Genomic DNA, 16,869 nt, shown 5'->3' on the forward strand with positions numbered 1-16,869 from the left:
GCCGAATACCTGTCATCCTGCTCCAACTGCTTCGCGGATGACCGGTTGCAGGAGACGCGACGCCTGCCGGGTGGGGCCAACGCATCCCGGGCGGCGGGTCTCAGGATCGACGCCCTACCAGCAGGCCCGCGGCTTCGGCGTCTTGCGCAGTTCGGTGGTCTGCGCCGCGCACTGGGCCGACGCCTCATCGGGCGTCAGCTTTTGCAGGTTCCAGCGCAGATCGCGCAATTCGGTGCGCAGGGCTTCCTCGTCCGCCGCTTTGCCCTGCTTCAGCTCGCAGGCGTGGATGTCGTATTTGAGCGTCGCCAGCTCCATGCAGGTGTTCGAGAGCGTGCCCATGATCAGCCGGGCCTTGGCCGCGGTCATCGGCAGGTCCGGCGACGGCGGTGCGGGCGGTCCCGGCGGCGGCGGCAGATCGCGCCCGGTCGCGAGATTGTCGCAGGCGGCGAGGCCCAGCGTCGCGGCGACGGCGATGACGACGATATTCGATCTCATGGAACCCCTCCCATTACCGACGTAGGGGGCCACAACCGGCGGCGGCTGTCCATGCCGCGCGCAAGCAAAACGGGCCGGGGATCGCTCCCCGGCCCGTTCGCAAAGTCAGTCGGATCGCCCTCAGGCAGCGCGAAGCGCGTGGGGCGAACCAAAAGGCTTACTTGACCTGCACCTTGGCGCCGGCTTCCGTCAGCTTCTTGGCGATTTCGTCGGCGTTCTGCTTCGAGACGTTCTCGACGACGTTCTGCGGAGCGCCTTCGACCAGGTCCTTGGCTTCCTTCAGGCCGAGGTCCGAACGGACGCCGCGGACTTCCTTGATGACGTTGATCTTCTTGTCGCCACCGTCCAGCAGGACGACGGTGAACTCGGTCTGCTCTTCAGCCGCTTCGGCCGGCGCACCGGCGCCGCCGCCGGCACCCGGCATGGCCATGGCGACCGGAGCAGCGGCGCTGACGCCCCACTTTTCTTCCAGCAGCTTGGACAGTTCGGCGGCTTCCAGAACGGTCAGCTTCGACAGGTCTTCAACGATTTTGGCGAGATCGGCCATGGGTAGGTTCCTTCGGAGGATTTGGGTTCAGAGAGAGGTTTGCAGAGATGAAAGTCGGCGGTCCGCTTACGCGGCGTCCTTGGTGGCGTAGGCGTTGAACACCCGGGCCAGTTGGCCGGCCGGAGCTTGCACGACGCCGGCGATCTTGGTCGCGGGAGCGTTGAGCAGGCCGAGCAGCGAGGCGCGGATCTGATCCAGCGACGGCAGTTTGGAGAGAGTCTCCACGCCTTTCGCGTCCAGAACCTTTTCACCCATGAAGCCGCCGAGGACGATGAACTTGTCATTCGCCTTGGCGTATTCGGCGGTGATCTTGGCGGCCGTCACCGCGTCGTCGGCGTAGGCGATGCCCACGGGACCCTTGAACAGGCCGTGGTAGTCGCTGCCTTCGTCGGCTTCGAGCGCCTTGAGCGCCAGGCGGTTCTTGACCACCTTGAACGTGCCGCCTTCCTTGCGGAGGCGTCCACGCAGGTCTTCCATGTCCGCAACGGTCAGACCCAGGTTGTGGGTCACGACCACGGCGCCCGCGTCGGCGAAAACGCCCTTGAGCGTCTCGATCGACTCGGCTTTTTGTGCGCGGTCCATTGCGGTCTCCAGTCTGGTATTCGCCGCCGGGCTTATTCCCGACGACGGATTGGCCAAGGCGCGCCGCGTCGCCGCGATGCGTTCAGGCCGGTCGTATTGTCCGAAGGAAGCTCGAACCCCGACGTCCGGATACCGGAGCGTCTGGCGTCGTCCGCATCCCCATCTCCCCACGGCGCCAGAGGGCTCTCTGGCATTTACGGTGTGGGTGGCCCCCACGCCCCGAAGTTCTCGGACAGGACCGCCGCTGCCGAAGCTGCGACGGAGAAGGCGCGCTCTATACACGGAACCGGCGGGGATTCAAGCGTCGATGCCCCGAGCGCCCGTTAACCCTGCGCTCACCCTGCCCTCCAACCCGATCTTCACCTTATCGGGCCTAGAAACGTCCCGGAATGAGCCAGTCCCGACAAACGAGGGCCGGCCCCGGACGTGATGATGAAGGGCGACCGAAAATGAGCCGCACCATACTCGTGGTCGACGACGATCCCACCCAGCGCCGCCTGGCGCAGGCGGTGCTGGAGCGCGAAGGCTACGCCGTGGTCCACGCCGAATCCGGCGGCGAGGCCATCGACCGGCTGACCAAGGGCGGCGGGGCCGACGTGGTGCTGCTGGACATGATCATGCCGGGCATGAGCGGCATGGAAGCCCTCGCCGAGATGCGCACGGCGGGCGTGACGACGCCGGTGATCGTGCTGACCGCCTCGGGCGGGGTCGACGCCGTGGTCAAGGCCATGCAGGCCGGCGCCCAGGACTTCTTCGTCAAGCCGGTCTCGGCCGAACGCCTGCTGGTCGGCGTCCGCAACGCCCTGCAGATGACCCAGCTGACCGCCGAGGTGGGAAGGCTGAAGAAGCACGTCGCCGGGCGCACCTCGTTCGACGATCTGGTCGGCCAGAGCGCGCCGATGCGAATGGTCAAGTCGCTGGGCCTCCGGGCCGCCAAGTCGTCGATCCCGGTCCTGATCACCGGCGAGAGCGGCGTCGGCAAGGAAGTCATCGCCCGCGCCCTGCACGGGGCCTCGGACCGCGCCGGCAAGCCGTTCGTGGCCGTCAACTGCGGCGCCCTGCCGGTCAATCTGGTCGAGTCGATCCTGTTCGGTCACGAGAAGGGCAGCTTCACCGGCGCCAGCGAAAAGCATCTGGGCAAGTTCGCCGAGGCCAACGGCGGCACCCTGTTCCTCGACGAGATCGGCGAACTGCCGCTGGACATGCAGGTCAAGCTGCTGCGCGCCCTGCAGGAGGGGGAGATCGACCCGGTCGGCTCCAAGAGGTCGGTCAAGGTCGATGTGCGCATCGTCTCGGCCACCAATCGCGATCTGGCGGAACAGGTGCGCGACGGTCGCTTCCGCGAGGACCTGTTCTACCGGCTCAACGTCTTCCCCATCGAGGCCCCGGCCCTGCGCGAGCGGCGCGAGGACATCCCGGCCCTGGTCGAGCATTTCGTCGCCCGTTTCAACGTCGAGGAAGGCAAGCGCGTGGCTGGCTGCGCGACCGAGACCTTGACCCTGCTTTCGGGCTTCGACTGGCCGGGCAATGTCCGCCAGCTGGAGAACGCTGTCTACCGCGCCATCGTGCTGTCGGACTCGCCCTTCCTGCAGCCGCACGACTTCCCGGCCATCTCCGGAGTCGCCGCCCCCTTCCTGCCAACGGAACACGGCGAGGGGGACCGCGAGGGGGACCGCGAGGGAGACCGCGAGGCCTCGGACGAAACATCGGAGGCTTCGGCCGTCGGTCTGCCGCCCCTGCCCGAGACGCCGATCCGCATCATCGACGAGCGCGGCCATCTGCGGACGCTGGAGGAGATCGAGCGCGACCTGATCCAGCACGCCATCGAGGTCTACGCCGGCCACATGTCCGAGATCGCGCGCCGGCTCGGCATCGGCCGCTCGACCCTGTACCGCAAGGTCCGCGAGCAAGGTCTCGAGGGCGTGCTGAAGGAAGCGGGCTGAGCCTTCGGAGCCACGCCTCAAGAAAACCCGACGATCACGCCGAGAGTTCACTGGAGGTCCAGGCGACCGGCGTGCGAAACGCTTTGAGCCGCAACTTCCGGTTTCGCCGGTGAAACACGACGGAAATGCTGGAGCGGCACGTTGAACGCGTTGTCCCTCCCCCGTTCTGGAACGTCGTATGCTTCTCGTGACCACCGCCCTGTCCGGCCTGATGGCCGGCGCGATCCAGACAGCGCCGGCTCCGGCCTCTCCTGCCGCGCGTCGGGAGGCGCCGCCGCAGCAGCAGCCCGAGCCGCGACCAGCGGCCTCGCAGGATCCGGAACCCGCCACTCCGGCCCTTTCGGAGGAGGAGCGAGCCAACGCCGTCGACCTGGGCACCGTCGACGTGTCGACCACGCGGCCGCGCGGCAGCGTCGACAGCGACATCCCGCCGGACGTGACCCTGACCGCCGAAGATATTCAGTCCTACGGCGCGTCCAGCATTTCCGAACTGCTGACCTACCTGGAACCGCTCACCCGCAGTTCACGGGGATCGGGCGGGCAGCCGGTCATGCTGGTCAACGGCCGGCGCATCTCGGGCTTCCGGGAGATCGCCGGGATCCCGCCCGAGGCGATCGAGCGGGTCGACATCCTTCCGGAGGAAGTGGCGCTCGAATACGGATACCGCGCCGACCAGCGCGTAGTGAACTTCGTGCTCAAGGCCAATTTCCGTTCGATCACGGCCCAGGTCGAAGGCCGCGTGCCCACCGCCGGCGGTCGCACCGTTAACGAGCTTGAGACCAATCTCCTGCGCATCTCCGGCGCCCAACGCTGGTCGATGGAGCTGGAATACGAACGCGCCACGCCGCTGTTCGAGAGCGAGCGCGACCTGATCCGCGACCCGGGGTCCACACCCTACGACCTGACCGGCAACATTTCGGGCCTGCCTTTCGGCGACGAGATCGATCCGGCGCTGTCGGGCCAGGTGGGCGAGGTCGCGACCGTGGCCCCGGTCCCGACCGCCGGCTTCACCCTGAACGATTTCGCGGCGGCCTATGGCGATCCGCGCACGGGTGATCTGGGCGCCTACCGCACCCTGATGTCCGCAACCGAGCGGGCCGAGGTCAGCGGTACGATCAAGACCGATCTCAACAGCGAGACCGCGGTGACCTTCAGCGCCAGCCTGAGGGACGAAAGCAACCGCAGCTTCAACGGCCTGCCGGGAGTGACGCTGACCCTGCCGGACGGGAATCCCTTCTCGCCCTTCGCCGAAGACGTGCTGGTCTACCGTTATCTGGACGACGCCGCGGCCCTCGGTCGCCAGACGGACACCCTGACCAGCGAGGCCGGCTTCCTGCTGGACGGCTTCCTCGGCGAGGACTGGCGCTGGACCTTCAATGGCGAGTTCACGCGCAACGAGACCGACACCGTCACCGGTCGAGGCTACGGCGCGGCCCCCTTCCAGACTCGCCTCGACAGCGGCGACGCGACCGCCAATCCGTTCGGCGCGCTGGCTCCGGTCGACTTCACGGTCGTCGCCAATGATACCGCCCGCTCCGTGTCCCAGCGGATCGACACCGAGTTCGTGTTGACCGGCGACCTCTGGGAGCTCCCCGCCGGCGGGGTCTCGACGACGTTCAAGGTCGGGGCCGACACCCTGTCCCTCGACTCGGCCAGCACGCGCGGCGGCGTCACCACCGAGCGCAAGCAGTCGCGCGACCGCCTCAGCGGTCTGACCAATGTGACCCTGCCGGTCGCCAGCCGCCGCACCGGGGTTTTGCCCGCGCTCGGCGATCTGTCGGTCAGCCTCAACGCCGGTTTCGAGGACCTGTCCGACTTCGGCGGCCTGTCAATCCTCGGCGCGACGGTGAACTGGTCCCCGATCGAGAAGCTGTCCTTCCTCGCCAGCTTCACCGACGAGGAAGGATCCCCGAGCATCAGCCAGCTCAATAATCCGGTCATTGCGACGCCGAACGTCCCGGTGTTCGACTTCGCCGCCGGCCCCAATGGCGAAACCGTGCAGATCACGCGGATCGAGGGCGGCAACCCCAACCTCGATCCCGAGACCCGGCGGGTCTGGAAGGCCGGGATCACCCTGCAGCCGTTCACCGACGAGAACCTGAGGATCAATTCGACCTGGACCCGCACGTCGATCGAGGATTCGATCAACAGCTTCCCGACCATCACCTCCGAGCTGGAAGCCGCCCTGCCCGCCCGCTTCACGCGTGACCCGGCCGGCAATCTGATCTCGATCGACGCCACGCCCCTGAACTTCGCCCGGGCCGAACGCGAGGACATCCGCACCGGCTTCAACTTCTCGAAGGCGTTCGGAACCCCGACGCCGCGAGCGGCGCCCGGGGCCGCGCAGGGCGGGCCGGTGGTCGTGCGCGGCCCGGGCGGAGGCGATGGTCCCCGGGGGGAGCGCCGGGAGGGCGGCGGCGGGCCAGTCATGCGCGCGATCGGAGGCGGCCGGGGCGGCGGCATGCAGCCGGGTCAGGGCCGCTACATGATCTCGATCTACCATACCTACCGCCTCCAGGATGAGATCCTGATCGCCGACGGCATCCCGGTCCTCGACCTGCTGGACGGCGCCGCCACCTCCGGACGCGGCGGCAGCCCGCGTCACGAGCTTCAGGGCCAGGTGGGCGTGTTCAAGGACGGGATGGGCGCCTTCCTGCGGGCCAACTGGACGGACGACACCCGTGTCGACGGCGGAACCGGGCCGGACCTGAATTTCTCGGGCCGGACCACGGTCAACCTGAACATGTTCATGGATCTCGGGGCGCGGACTTCCTGGGTCGAGCGCTATTCGTGGCTGAAGGGCGCGCGGGTGCAGCTGGGCATCAACAATCTGTTCGACAGCCGCACCGAGGTGACCAGCAGCGCCGGCGACACGCCGCTGACCTACCAGCCGGACTACCTCGACCCCGAGGGTCGCAGCATCAGCCTGTCGTTGCGCAAGATCCTGTTCTGATTAATCGTCCGAGGGCTTGGGGACCTTGCGCCCCCAGCGCCGCTTCGGCTCTTCGCCCCTGGCCTTGGCCGTGATTTCCTTGAGCTTGCGCCCCTGCATCGACGACAGGGCCTGACCCGGGGCGCCCAGTTCGGGGTCGCCGAAGGCGCGACCGTGGGTCTTCACCCGATCGGACACGGAATCGAGGAACTCGCCTTCCCATTCGGACAGGGAGACCCCGGCCTTGTCGGCGGCTCGTTTGGCGCGCCTGAGGGCGTTGAGGGCCGCGCGCTGGGCAGCCTTGCGTTCGGCCTCGAACGGAGAGGGCGGCTTCTTCGAACCGCCTTTTCCACCGCCAAAGCCGGTTCGCTTCAGGGTCAGATCTCGCCGAGGGCGGACATGTAGAGGTCGAGGATCGCCTCCTCCTCCTGCCGCTTGGCCTTGTCCTGCTTGCGGATGCGGATGACCTTGCGCAGCACCTTGACGTCGTAGCCCTCGCCCTTGGCCTCGGCGAAGACCTCCTTCATGTCGGCCATCACCGCCTGCTTGTCCTCTTCCAGCCGCTCCAGCCGCTCGATGATGGTGCGCAGCCGGCCCTGGGCGGACGAGGTCAGGACGTCGGGGGACGAGTCGAAGGCGGCGTCATCAGCCATGGGAAAGAACTCCGGAAAGACAGGTTGACGCTAACCACGTCGCACGGCCCGACTCAACGACGGGCGCGAAAAAGGCTGCGGACAAGTCCGCAGCCTCGAAACTTTCGGCCGCGCCGGAACCGGCGCGAAGGCGCTTAGCCCTGTTTGGCCTTGAAGCGCGGGTCGGTCTTGTTGATCACATAGACCACGCCCTTGCGGCGCACGACCTTGCAGTCGCGGTGGCGACCCTTGAGCGACTTGAGCGAGCTGCGGACCTTCATGGTCGTAATCCTTGGAGCGCTACCCTTCGCCACGCGGCGGCTCAGTGCTTGAGCGCGTCTCGAGGCGAAGCCAAACAGAAAAGCCGCGAGGCGGACCTGCGGCGGAGCGGTGCGTATAGAGAGGCTTGTGCGGCGCGTCAACCAGAGAGACAGGGGTTTTCGCCGGCGAGAGACGGAGGCCTGGCCGCCGGGTCGGACAGAGGATCCTCGGGGTTGCTGGCCCGACGCGTCGCCCTCCGCCACCGGGCCATACTCTGTCTCAAAGAGGCCGGCCCCGTGCGCCCGGACCGGTTACAGCGTCGTCGAGAACGAGGGTTAGGGACCCCGAACGGGGAATTCACGGCAACGCTTTCTCCATCCGGGCGCTGTAGGCGTCGCGCCAGACTCGCGGACTTGTTATGAGGGCCCGGGGCGCCCGGGAGACTAGCTTGCAGATCATGCGTTTCAGCCTTCGCCTCATCCTCGTCGGAACGGTCGCCGCCTGCGCGCCCATGTTGCCCGACCCGCCGCCCGCGGCGCCTCCGACGCCGGCGCCTGTCCAGCCGGAGCCGGCTCCCGCCACGCCCCCCGCGCCCGCCCCTGCCGCGCCCGCCGTGGACCAGGCCGGGTTCGACGGCTGGAAGCAGGGCTTCCTCGCGCGTCACGGCGGGTCTCGCCGGGCGGCCTACGAGCGGGAACTGGCCGGGCTGGAGCCCGACCCCGCGGTGATCCGACTCGACAGAAACCAGCCCGAGTTCAGCCGCCCCGCCGGAGCCTACATCCAAAACGCCGTCACCGCGACGCGGATCGCCCAGGCCCGCCAGCGCACCGATCGGGCGCCGTGGTCCGTGGTGCAACGCTACGGCGTGCCGTCGGAAATTCTCGTCGCCGTCTGGGCCCAGGAGTCGGCCTTCGGTCAGGTGCAGGGCGATTTCGACGTGATCCGGTCGTTGGCGACGCTGGCGTATGATGGCCGCCGCCGGGACTGGGCCGAAGCCCAGCTGAAGGACGCTTTGGATATCGTCGTCGACGGCCGGCGTTCCCGCGCGGGGCTGAAGGGCAGCTGGGCCGGGGCCATGGGCCAGACCCAGTTTATGCCGGACAACTATCTGCGTCTCGGCGTCGACCAGAACGGGGACGGCAAGGTCGACATCTGGGGCTCGGACGCCGACGCCCTCGCCTCGGCCGCCAACCTGTTGGCCCAGGCCGGCTGGAAGCGCGGTCAGACGTGGGGCTACGAGGTCCGCCTGCCGTCCAATTTCGACTATTCCGAAGCCGAGGGGCCGCGCCATCCCTGGGCGTACTGGGCGGCGAAGGGCGTGACCCTGGCGCACGGCGGCGCGCCGAACGCCGCGGAAGCGCGCGAGGAGGCGACCATCCTGCTGCCGCAGGGCGCCCGCGGCCCCGCCTTCCTCGCCCTGCCCAATCACTATGTCATCCGCCGCTACAACAACTCTGTCAGCTATGCGCTGGCCATCGGCCTGACCGCGGACGGCATCCAGGGCCGGCCGGGGTTGGTCGGGACCTGGCCGGACGACGGCCCGCTGTCACGCGACCAGCGCGTCGGGGCGCAGCGCGCGCTGACGGTCATGGGCTTCGACACCCAGGGGGTCGACGGGGTCATCGGCGCCAATACGCGGGCCGCCCTGCGCCGCTGGCAGATCGCCAACGGACGACTGGCGGACGGCTATCTCACCGCCGAGCTCGCCGACGAGCTGATTCGTCGGGCGGGTTAGGCGGCCTCGGCCGCGCCCGACCCGGGGCCGGCCAGCCCCTGCATGACCATCTTGTTGATGTCGATCAGGGCCTCGAAGTCGTCCTCGCCGCGCATCACCGCCGACGAGTGTTTGCTGACGAACAGGCTGATCGAGATGATCTGGGCCCGAAGCGACTTGTCCATGGCGTTGTCCGGGCTGGCGCAGTCGGTGGCCAGGGTCGACCACAGGCGACGATTCCAGTCGAGGGCGTCGATGCGCGTAGCGACGTCGGTCACATCCACCGTCGAGGCGTGCATCAGCGCCCGGGTGACCTGCCCGAACAGCCGATACTCCATCTCGCGCGGGTTTTCAGCTCGCGTCGCCGCGGTCTTGTACGCCTGAAGCGACATTCGCCAGACCTTCCTCGTAATCCACCAGTTTCCGGGCCGCCATCAGCGCCTTGTAGTATTCGCGCGACATCACATGCCGCGACGCCGCCACGCAGTCCGCCAGCACCTGCGGATTGCGTGTCGCGCCCATGAACTCGGTCAGCCGCATCGCAAACTCGTCATAGACCTTCGGCGCCGCGCTTTCGTCGAGGTACATCATCATCACGGGGAAGTAGACTCGCTTCGCCGGGCTGGTGACGTCCTCTGGCTGCATGATGTCCTTCTCGCGCAGCACGCTGGCCTTGTTCTGCAGGATCAGCACGCCACGGCGGTCGCCGTTCTGGACGACGGCTCCATTGAGAACGAATTTCTCGCCGGGCTTGAGCGACAGCTTCAGCGGCATTCGGGGCGTCTCCTCACAGGCGCACGGCGACGTTAGGAAGCCGGGAACGAACGCAGGCTAAAGAGTCGTGGTTAATCATCCCTTGTGATCCGGTGTCCATCATCGCCGGATAACCGCAGGATCACCGCATGCCCGCCGTCGAGTTGTCGCCCGAACAAGTTCACGCGTTCGCGCCCGCCGCCCAGGGGGTCGCCGGCGACTCCGCCTCCCCCGAAGCCATCCGCAGGCTGTCGCGCCAGCTGGCCACCCCCAAACTGGGAGTGAAGGCCCAGCGCAAGGCGCTGGAGAAGCTCAAAGCGGCCCTGGTGGCGATCCGGGCGGGCGATTTCGCCCTCGGCGCCAAACGGGCGCTCGACGCCCTGAAGATGGACGAAACCAACGGTCTGGCCTGGCATGTGCTGGCCATCTGCCGCGAGAAGTCGGGCGATCTGGGACAGGCGCTGCTGGCCTATGAAGCGGCGCTTCAGCTGCTGCCCAACGAGACCGACGTGGCCCACGACCTCGGCCGGCTCGCGCAGCAGATGGGCTATCTGGAGATCGCCGAGAAGCTGCTGCTGAAATACCTCGCCACCGACCCGGGGCATGTGGAGGCGACCAACAATCTGGCCTGCGTCCAGCGCGACCAGAAGCGCTATGGCGACGCCGTCGAGACGTTGAAGGCGCTGCTGGGGGTCGAGCCCGAATCGCCGGTGCTGTGGAACACCCTGGGTACGGTGCTGAGCGACCAGGGCGACATGAGCACGGCCCTGACCTTCTTCGAGGAGGCGCTGCGGCATGATCCGGCGTTCGCCAAGGCGCGCTACAACCGGGCCAACGCCCGCCAGCCGCTGGGCGACGCGGCGGGCGCGCTGGAGGATGTCGACGCCGCCCTGCCCGGGGCCGAGAGCCCCTACGAACGAGCCATGATGCAGATGGCGCGGGCCATGCTGCTGATGACGCTGGGCCGCATTCCCGAAGGCTTCGAGGCCTATGAGGTGCGGCTGGACCCGCATCTGCCCGAGGCCATGCGGGTCGCGCTCGAGGCCCCGCGCTGGGACCCGACGACGGAGGAGATCCGCGGCAAGCGCCTGCTGATCGTCGGCGAGCAGGGACTGGCCGACGAAATGGTCTTCGGGACCTGCATCGGCGACGCCATCGAGGCCGTGGGGCCCGAGGGGCAGGTTGTCGTGGCGGTCGAGCCGCGCCTGATCGGCCTGTTCCAGCGCGCCTTCCCCGCCGCCGTCGTGGGCGGGCACCGCTCGGTCAAGCTGGAAGGACGGATCACCCGCTATGTGCCCTTCGTCGAGGAAATCGAGGGGGGCGTCGATGCCTGGATACCGATGGCCTCGCTGCTGGCGGTCTACCGCCCGTCCGTAGAGGCCTTCCCCGAGCGGCGTGGCTACCTCGTCCCGGATGCCGACAAGGTCGCCTATTGGACGGCCGAGTTGGAGAAGCTGGGGCCGGGGCTGAAGGTCGGCCTGCACTGGAAGAGCCTGGTGCTGACCGGATCGCGGGCGCGCTATTTCTCGAGCTTCGAGCGCTGGCGGCCGGTGCTGACCACACCGGGGACGGTGATGGTCAATCTGCAGTGCGGCGACGTCGCTGACGATCTGGCGACGGCGGAGGCGGCAGGCGTGTCGATCTGGACTCCGCCGATCGACCTGAAGGACGATCTGGAGGACGTCGCGGCCCTGTCGGCGGCGCTGGACCTGGTCATCGGCCCCGGCATCGCCGGGACCAACCTGGCGGCGGCCGTCGGCGGAACCGCCTGGATGATCACGGCCCCTGACGACTGGCATTTCCTCGGCACGGAGCGGTATCCGTTCTATCCGCACCTGCGTTATTTCCGGCGTGACAGCTTCCCGGACTGGGAGGGAGCGATCACCCGCATCCGGGCGGCGCTGGAGGAAGCGGTCGCGGCGGGGAACGCGCGCTGACGCAGGGGCGTTGATCTCCCGAACAGGGAGGTCCCCATGCCCGTACGCGACGACTACGCCGACGATCAGGAACAGTCTGAAACCTATGACGAAACCCACATCGACGATGAGGGCGACGGCGATGTGTTGCTGGACGAGGCCGATCCGGTTCTGGACGTCACCCAGGCTGCCGGCGATGCGGACGAGGAAGAGACCGAGGATGAGTTTGTCGACGATCTCGACGAGGAGCTCGGCGCCTCTGGCGTGGAGGCCGAGGCCGACGCCTTGCTTGGCGTCGACGGCCAGCGCCTGACCGAGATCGACGGCGAGAGCGGGGGCGTCAGCGGACCTGACGAGATCGAACTGGTCTATTCCGGCCTGATGCGGAACTCGCGCGGGGCGCAGGCCAGCGCGGCGCACTGGGAGGCCAAACGCCTCTCCGACGACGACATCTCCGATCTCGGCTACGGCCCGGACGGCGACGAAGACCATCCCTCGAACTGAGGATACCGCGATGACCAACGAGACCCACAACCCTCAACATCAGCAGGCCCCCGCCGACGACGCGCCCCATGCCCACAAGGCCCCGCGCAAGGAGGGCAAGCCCGACCAGCTGAACATGGACGAGCGCAAGGCGGAGAGCCGGCAGGAGGCCCTGATCGACGAGAGCCTCGAGGAAAGCTTCCCCGCCAGCGATCCGCCGGCGAGCAAGCAGATCACCTGAGAGCCGCCGCACGCCGCCTCCCCGGTCGGAGAGGCAGCAGGCATGGCTCTGCGCCGCTTCGGGAAAAGCGGTTGGGGAGGGCGCGGGACAGCCGGGCCTCGCCCGGTTGGGATGTGAATACCGTTTCGACGAGACAGACTGCCCCGCGCGGTCGTTTTCCACGCGCCCTCCGGCTGGCGGCCCTGTCATTCGAGCCTTGCCGGATCACCGCCAGGGTCATTGCTGAACCCGACGCGGGGCGGACATGACGGCATGTTGCTGACGTCAGCAGCCCGCTTCCATTAGCGCGCGGCGAGCAAGCGGGCAGGATCCATCCCTGCCCGACGAGGACCCCCGGACTCTCCGTCGCCCGGGCTTCATCGCTCGACCACAGCCCGCCGACATCGAGAACGTGGATCCGACGCCCTCCCCACCGACGGGATGCCCCATCCTAAACCCCCGCCGCCCTCAGGCGGGTTCAGGACGCTCGATCACGAACCGGGAGCAAGGAAAACAACGGGTTGGGCGTTTTCGATAGGCGGATTGCACATTAACTTGCAGCGCAGCAATTGCGCTTTCCTTCTTCCCCACGGGGAGAAGGACATCCGTTGCTACCCTTTCACCCGCCACGTCGCGCCGTCGGGGCCGTCCATGACGATCACGTTCAAGGCGTTGAGGCGGTCACGGATGCGGTCGGCCTCGGCCCAGTCCTTCGCCGCGCGGGCGGCGGCGCGTTGCTCGAGCAGGGTCTCGACCTCGGCGCGCAGGGTGTCGGAAACCTCGCCCTCAAGCCATTCGGCCGGGTTCGACTGCAGTACGCCGAGGATGGCGGCGGCGGCGATCAGCTCGCCCCGGGCGCGGGCCACGACGCCATGGTCGCCGGCGGTCATGCCGCGCTCGATCTCGCTGGACAGGGCGAACAGAGTCGCCATGGCGCCGGGGGTGTTGATGTCGTCCTCGATGGACTTGAGAAAGTCGGCCGGCGGCTCATCGGTGGAGGCCTCGACGGCGGCCGACCGGTGCAGGGCGCCGTAGAGGCGGTCCAGCGCCTTGCGGCTCTGGTCCAGCAGGGACTGGTTCCAGTCGAGGGGCTGACGATAATGGGCCGACAGCAGGGCCCAGCGAACCACTTCGCCCGGGATGGCCTGAACGAGGTCGTGCAGCAGCAGGACGTTGCCGATCGACTTGGACATCTTCTCGGCGTCGACGGTCAGGAAGCCGTTGTGCATCCAGTAGCGGCTGTATTGCGCGTGGGCCGAGGGGTCGTGGGCGTGGCCGTGGGCGCAGACGCCCTGGGCGATCTCGTTCTCATGGTGCGGAAAGACCAGATCGACGCCGCCGCCGTGGATGTCGATGGGCAGGCCGAGGGTCTGTTCGATCATGGCCGAGCATTCGATGTGCCAGCCGGGGCGGCCCTCGCCCCACGGCGACGGCCAGGACGGTTCGCCCTCTTTCGAAGGCTTCCAGAGGACGAAGTCGTGGGGGTTCTTCTTGTAGGGGGCGACCTCGACCCGGGCCCCGGCGATCATGTCGTCGAGATTGCGGCCCGAGAGCTTGCCGTAGGTCTCGTAGGACGAGACGTCGAACAGGACGTGTCCCTCGGCGGCGTAGGCGCAGCCCTGATCCACGATGGCGCCGATCTGGGCGACAATGGCGTCCATATGGTCGGTGACGTGCGGGGCGATGTCCGGCGGCGAGACGTTGAGCCGGGCCATGTCCTCGAGATAGGCGGCCTCGTAGCGGGCCGTGACCTCGCCGATCGGCACGCCTTCCTTCGCCGCCTTCTGATTGATCTTGTCGTCCACGTCGGTGACGTTGCGGGCGTAGACGACCCTGTCGGCCCCGTACTGGCGGCGCAGCAGCCGGACCAGCACGTCGAAGACTACCGGTGGGCGGGCGTTGCCGATGTGGGCGTAGTCATAGACCGTGGGGCCGCAGACATAGAGGGTCACCCGCTCCGGGTCGCGCGGCTCGAACACGCGCTTTTCGCGGTGCAGGGTGTCGTGGATCGTCAGCGGCATAGGGCAGCAGGCGCCTTGAGTTTTCTTGCGGTACGGACGGGATCGCCCATATAGCGCCCTTGCCCCATACTCGACAGTATGTCGGGCCAGAATAAAGGGAGAGCGGCGCGCGTCCTTCCGGTGGCCTTCGCCCCGGCGCTACTTCGTCGCTTCAGAGATCGAGAATGAGCGTCACCCCCGTCAAGCCCGTCCTGGTCGGCGACAACGACGAAGTTCAACGCCCCAGCCGCGAGCAGGCGCTCGAGGCCGTGCGCACCCTGCTGGCCTGGGCCGGCGACGATCCGGACCGGCCGGGCCTGGTCGACACGCCCAAGCGGGTCGTGGACGCCTATGGCGAATGGTTCGACGGCTATGACGCCGACGTCGAGAAGGAGCTGAGCCGCACCTTCGAGGACGTGCAGGGCTATGACGACATGGTGCTGCTGCGCGACATCGAGGTCGAAAGTCACTGCGAGCACCATATGGCGCCGTTCCTCGGCAAGGCCTTCGTCGCCTACATCCCGAACGAGAAGGTGGTCGGCATCTCCAAGCTGGCCCGGGTGGTCGAGATTTTCGCCCGCCGGCTGCAGACGCAGGAAGTCCTGACCAACCAGATCGCCGCGGCCATCGAATCACATCTGCAGCCGCAGGGCGTGGCCATCCTTATCGACGCCGAGCACCAGTGCATGACGACGCGGGGCGTGCACCACCGCCACGTTTCCACCATCACCACCCGGTTCACTGGCGCTTTCAAGTCGGACGCGGCGCTGAAGGACCGGTTCCTGAAGCTCGCCAAAGGCTGAAATCGCTCGCCCCGGAGGCGTAATCCGGGGATGGGCGCCCCGATGGAACCCTCTTCGGCCCGAACCCGCTTTACAAGCCGGGCCGGGAACGCCAAGAGACGGTCCGAAGCTATAAGCGTCGCTCGCCGCGTGTCGCGCCGGGCCTGATGGAGAACAAGCGCATGGGCGCCAAACTTTCCGGACCCGGTGGCGGCAAAGGCCACACCATTAGCCAGAACGCGGACATCAACGTCACGCCGTTCGTCGACATCATGCTGGTGCTGCTGATCATCTTCATGGTCGCGGCGCCGATGGCCACCGTGTCGATCCGCCTCGACCTGCCGCCCGCGGTGCCCCCGCCCCCGGGCATGGAACAGAAGGATCCGGTCTATATCACGGTCCAGGAAACCGGCTCGATCTTCATCGCCGATCAGCAGTCCTCGCTGGAAGGCCTGGCGTCGGACGTCTGCACCGCCCTCGGCGGCGGGGACCCGGCCTGCAAGGAAGAGCGCGTCTTCATCCGCGCCGACCCGGAAGTCACCTACAACCAGTTCATGGAAGTGATGAACGAGCTGCAGGCCAAGGGCTTCTTCAAGGTCGGCCTGCTGAACGAAGACATCGAATAGGGTTTTCGACCCGTTCAACGATCAAGGGCCGCTTCCGGGAAGGAGGCGGCCCTTTTTCGTTGCGCAGCCCCTCTTCCCCAAGGGGAGAAGGTTACTGGACCGACTGGCGGGGGCGTTCGGGAGGGGCGCTCTCGGCCGCCGCGGGCTGGTAGGGGCGTTCGCCGGCGGGCTCGGCCTGGGCGGGCGCGGGCGCCGGGGTGCGGGCGGCCGGACGGGCGGCGGGACGGCGCGCCGGCGGGCGCGCGGCGGGACGGGCGGCCGGAGGTTCGGCGGCGGCGGGCTTGGCGGCCTCGGGCGGGGCGGCGGCCGGCTGAGGCGCGGCCGGGGCAGGCTCGCTTTCGGCGGCGGCGGCGCGGGCGGCGAGACGGCGCTGGGCGGCGAAGCGGCCGGCCAGTTTCTCGGTCAGCTCGCGGGCGGCGGCCGGCTCCATCTGGGCCATGACGGCGGCCAGCGAACGCGGGCGCATGGCGGCGGCGACCGGCAGACGCACGTCGTCGGCGAGGGTGGCGAACACCCGGGCCGCCTCGCGCGGACGCATGGCGGAATAGACGGCGACGAGCCGGTCGACCTCGGCCTGCTCGCGCTCGCCGACCTGGCCCAGCAGGGTCTGGACTTCGGTCTTGATCGCCTCGAGAGCGGCGGTCCTGGCTTCCAGCTTCTGCTCGGCGGCCATCATCAGCGGCAGCATGGAGGCCATGTCCTCGTCGCGGACGTCGAGCTCGGCGCGGCGGTCCTTGAGAGCGTTGAGGATGCGCATCTCGGCCGGGGACAGGCCGGCCTGCTGAGCCAGTTGCTCGGGCGTCAGGGCGCAGACGGCGGGGGCGGGCGTGGCGGCGGCGGCGGCCGGCACGGCCTCCTCGGCCCAGGCCCGGGCCCCCTCGAACAGGCCGGGGGCGACGCCGACGGCGCGGACGACCACGACGCCGCCGATGGCGACGGCGATCAGGGGCAGCAGGCGGGGGATCTTGCTCATGATCGGCTAC

18 protein-coding genes are annotated in these 16,869 nt (G+C 68.2%); 8 read left to right on the plus strand and 10 right to left on the minus strand.

Annotated features, from left to right (window positions below; genetic code table 11):
• Window positions 1–114: 114 nt before the first annotated feature.
• From HNQ67_RS07635 to rplJ, 3 genes are all read right to left on the minus strand, one after another.
• Window positions 115–495, minus strand: a complete 381-nt coding sequence (locus tag HNQ67_RS07635) for a hypothetical protein (protein ID WP_183254070.1) — start codon at window positions 493–495, stop codon at window positions 115–117.
• 157 nt (window positions 496–652) lie between these two features.
• Window positions 653–1,042, minus strand: a complete 390-nt coding sequence (rplL, locus tag HNQ67_RS07640) for a 50S ribosomal protein L7/L12 (protein WP_183254072.1) — start codon at window positions 1,040–1,042, stop codon at window positions 653–655.
• Between the two features lie 66 nt (window positions 1,043–1,108).
• A complete protein-coding gene (rplJ, locus tag HNQ67_RS07645; RefSeq protein ID WP_183254074.1) occupies window positions 1,109–1,624 on the minus strand; it encodes a 50S ribosomal protein L10 in 516 nt (171 codons plus the stop codon).
• A gap of 449 nt (window positions 1,625–2,073) precedes the next feature.
• Between rplJ and HNQ67_RS07650 the strand changes: the two genes are divergently transcribed.
• Together HNQ67_RS07650 and HNQ67_RS07655 are read left to right on the plus strand one after the other, a co-directional pair.
• Window positions 2,074–3,567, plus strand: a complete 1,494-nt coding sequence (locus tag HNQ67_RS07650) for a sigma-54-dependent transcriptional regulator (protein ID WP_183254076.1) — start codon at window positions 2,074–2,076, stop codon at window positions 3,565–3,567.
• A gap of 178 nt (window positions 3,568–3,745) precedes the next feature.
• Entirely contained in the window at window positions 3,746–6,520 is a 2,775-nt protein-coding gene (locus tag HNQ67_RS07655; RefSeq protein ID WP_183254078.1) for a TonB-dependent receptor plug domain-containing protein, read from the plus strand.
• Here the strand turns inward: HNQ67_RS07655 and HNQ67_RS07660 are convergent, their stop codons facing one another.
• The 3 genes from HNQ67_RS07660 to ykgO form a co-directional block, all read right to left on the minus strand.
• Window positions 6,521–6,874, minus strand: coding sequence for a hypothetical protein (locus HNQ67_RS07660; RefSeq protein WP_183254776.1), 354 nt, complete (start codon window positions 6,872–6,874; stop codon window positions 6,521–6,523). It abuts the gene before it with no gap.
• A gap of 2 nt (window positions 6,875–6,876) precedes the next feature.
• The gene (gapR, locus tag HNQ67_RS07665; RefSeq protein ID WP_183254080.1) at window positions 6,877–7,152 is read right to left on the minus strand and encodes a nucleoid-associated protein GapR; all 276 of its coding nucleotides are present in this window, start codon (window positions 7,150–7,152) and stop codon (window positions 6,877–6,879) included.
• A 134-nt stretch (window positions 7,153–7,286) separates the two neighbouring features.
• On the minus strand, window positions 7,287–7,412 hold the full coding sequence (ykgO, locus tag HNQ67_RS07670) for a type B 50S ribosomal protein L36 (protein WP_168044709.1): 126 nt from the start codon (window positions 7,410–7,412) through the stop codon (window positions 7,287–7,289).
• A 437-nt stretch (window positions 7,413–7,849) separates the two neighbouring features.
• On the opposite strand from ykgO, the gene HNQ67_RS07675 reads away from it, so the two are divergent.
• Complete coding sequence (locus HNQ67_RS07675) at window positions 7,850–9,127, plus strand: lytic murein transglycosylase (RefSeq protein WP_183254083.1); 1,278 nt, start codon at window positions 7,850–7,852, stop codon at window positions 9,125–9,127.
• Here the strand turns inward: HNQ67_RS07675 and flaF are convergent.
• Both flaF and flbT read right to left on the minus strand, forming a co-directional pair.
• Window positions 9,124–9,498, minus strand: a complete 375-nt coding sequence (gene flaF, locus HNQ67_RS07680; protein WP_183254085.1) for a flagellar biosynthesis regulator FlaF — start codon at window positions 9,496–9,498, stop codon at window positions 9,124–9,126. The two genes, HNQ67_RS07675 and flaF, sit on opposite strands and share 4 nt — an antisense overlap.
• Complete coding sequence (gene flbT, locus HNQ67_RS07685; protein ID WP_183254087.1) at window positions 9,458–9,880, minus strand: flagellar biosynthesis repressor FlbT; 423 nt, start codon at window positions 9,878–9,880, stop codon at window positions 9,458–9,460. Before flbT ends, flaF begins: the two co-directional genes overlap by 41 nt.
• 128 nt (window positions 9,881–10,008) lie before the next feature.
• Between flbT and HNQ67_RS07690 the strand changes: the two genes are divergently transcribed.
• From HNQ67_RS07690 to HNQ67_RS07700, 3 genes are read left to right on the plus strand one after another with little or no spacing between them, the layout of a single operon-like run.
• The gene (locus HNQ67_RS07690) at window positions 10,009–11,796 is read left to right on the plus strand and encodes a tetratricopeptide repeat protein (RefSeq protein WP_183254089.1); all 1,788 of its coding nucleotides are present in this window, start codon (window positions 10,009–10,011) and stop codon (window positions 11,794–11,796) included.
• 36 nt (window positions 11,797–11,832) lie between these two features.
• Window positions 11,833–12,279, plus strand: a complete 447-nt coding sequence (locus HNQ67_RS07695; protein WP_183254091.1) for a hypothetical protein — start codon at window positions 11,833–11,835, stop codon at window positions 12,277–12,279.
• Window positions 12,280–12,289: 10 nt separating this feature from the next.
• Window positions 12,290–12,499, plus strand: coding sequence for a hypothetical protein (locus HNQ67_RS07700; protein ID WP_183254094.1), 210 nt, complete (start codon window positions 12,290–12,292; stop codon window positions 12,497–12,499).
• A 590-nt stretch (window positions 12,500–13,089) separates the two neighbouring features.
• Here HNQ67_RS07700 and cysS read toward each other — a convergent pair.
• Window positions 13,090–14,499, minus strand: a complete 1,410-nt coding sequence (cysS, locus tag HNQ67_RS07705) for a cysteine--tRNA ligase (RefSeq protein ID WP_183254096.1) — start codon at window positions 14,497–14,499, stop codon at window positions 13,090–13,092.
• Window positions 14,500–14,663: 164 nt separating this feature from the next.
• Between cysS and folE the strand changes: the two genes are divergently transcribed.
• Window positions 14,664–15,281, plus strand: coding sequence for a GTP cyclohydrolase I FolE (gene folE / locus HNQ67_RS07710; RefSeq protein ID WP_183254098.1), 618 nt, complete (start codon window positions 14,664–14,666; stop codon window positions 15,279–15,281).
• A gap of 161 nt (window positions 15,282–15,442) precedes the next feature.
• Window positions 15,443–15,886 (plus strand): biopolymer transporter ExbD, encoded by a 444-nt coding sequence (locus tag HNQ67_RS07715; RefSeq protein WP_183254100.1) that lies wholly within the window; start codon window positions 15,443–15,445, stop codon window positions 15,884–15,886.
• 91 nt (window positions 15,887–15,977) lie between these two features.
• Here HNQ67_RS07715 and HNQ67_RS07720 read toward each other — a convergent pair whose 3' ends face one another.
• Window positions 15,978–16,859, minus strand: coding sequence for a MotE family protein (locus tag HNQ67_RS07720; RefSeq protein ID WP_183254101.1), 882 nt, complete (start codon window positions 16,857–16,859; stop codon window positions 15,978–15,980).
• Between the last annotated feature and the right edge of the window lie 10 nt (window positions 16,860–16,869).

Origin of the sequence: Brevundimonas basaltis (assembly GCF_014202075.1) — a bacterium.
Classification (GTDB): Bacteria; Pseudomonadota; Alphaproteobacteria; order Caulobacterales; family Caulobacteraceae; genus Brevundimonas; species Brevundimonas basaltis.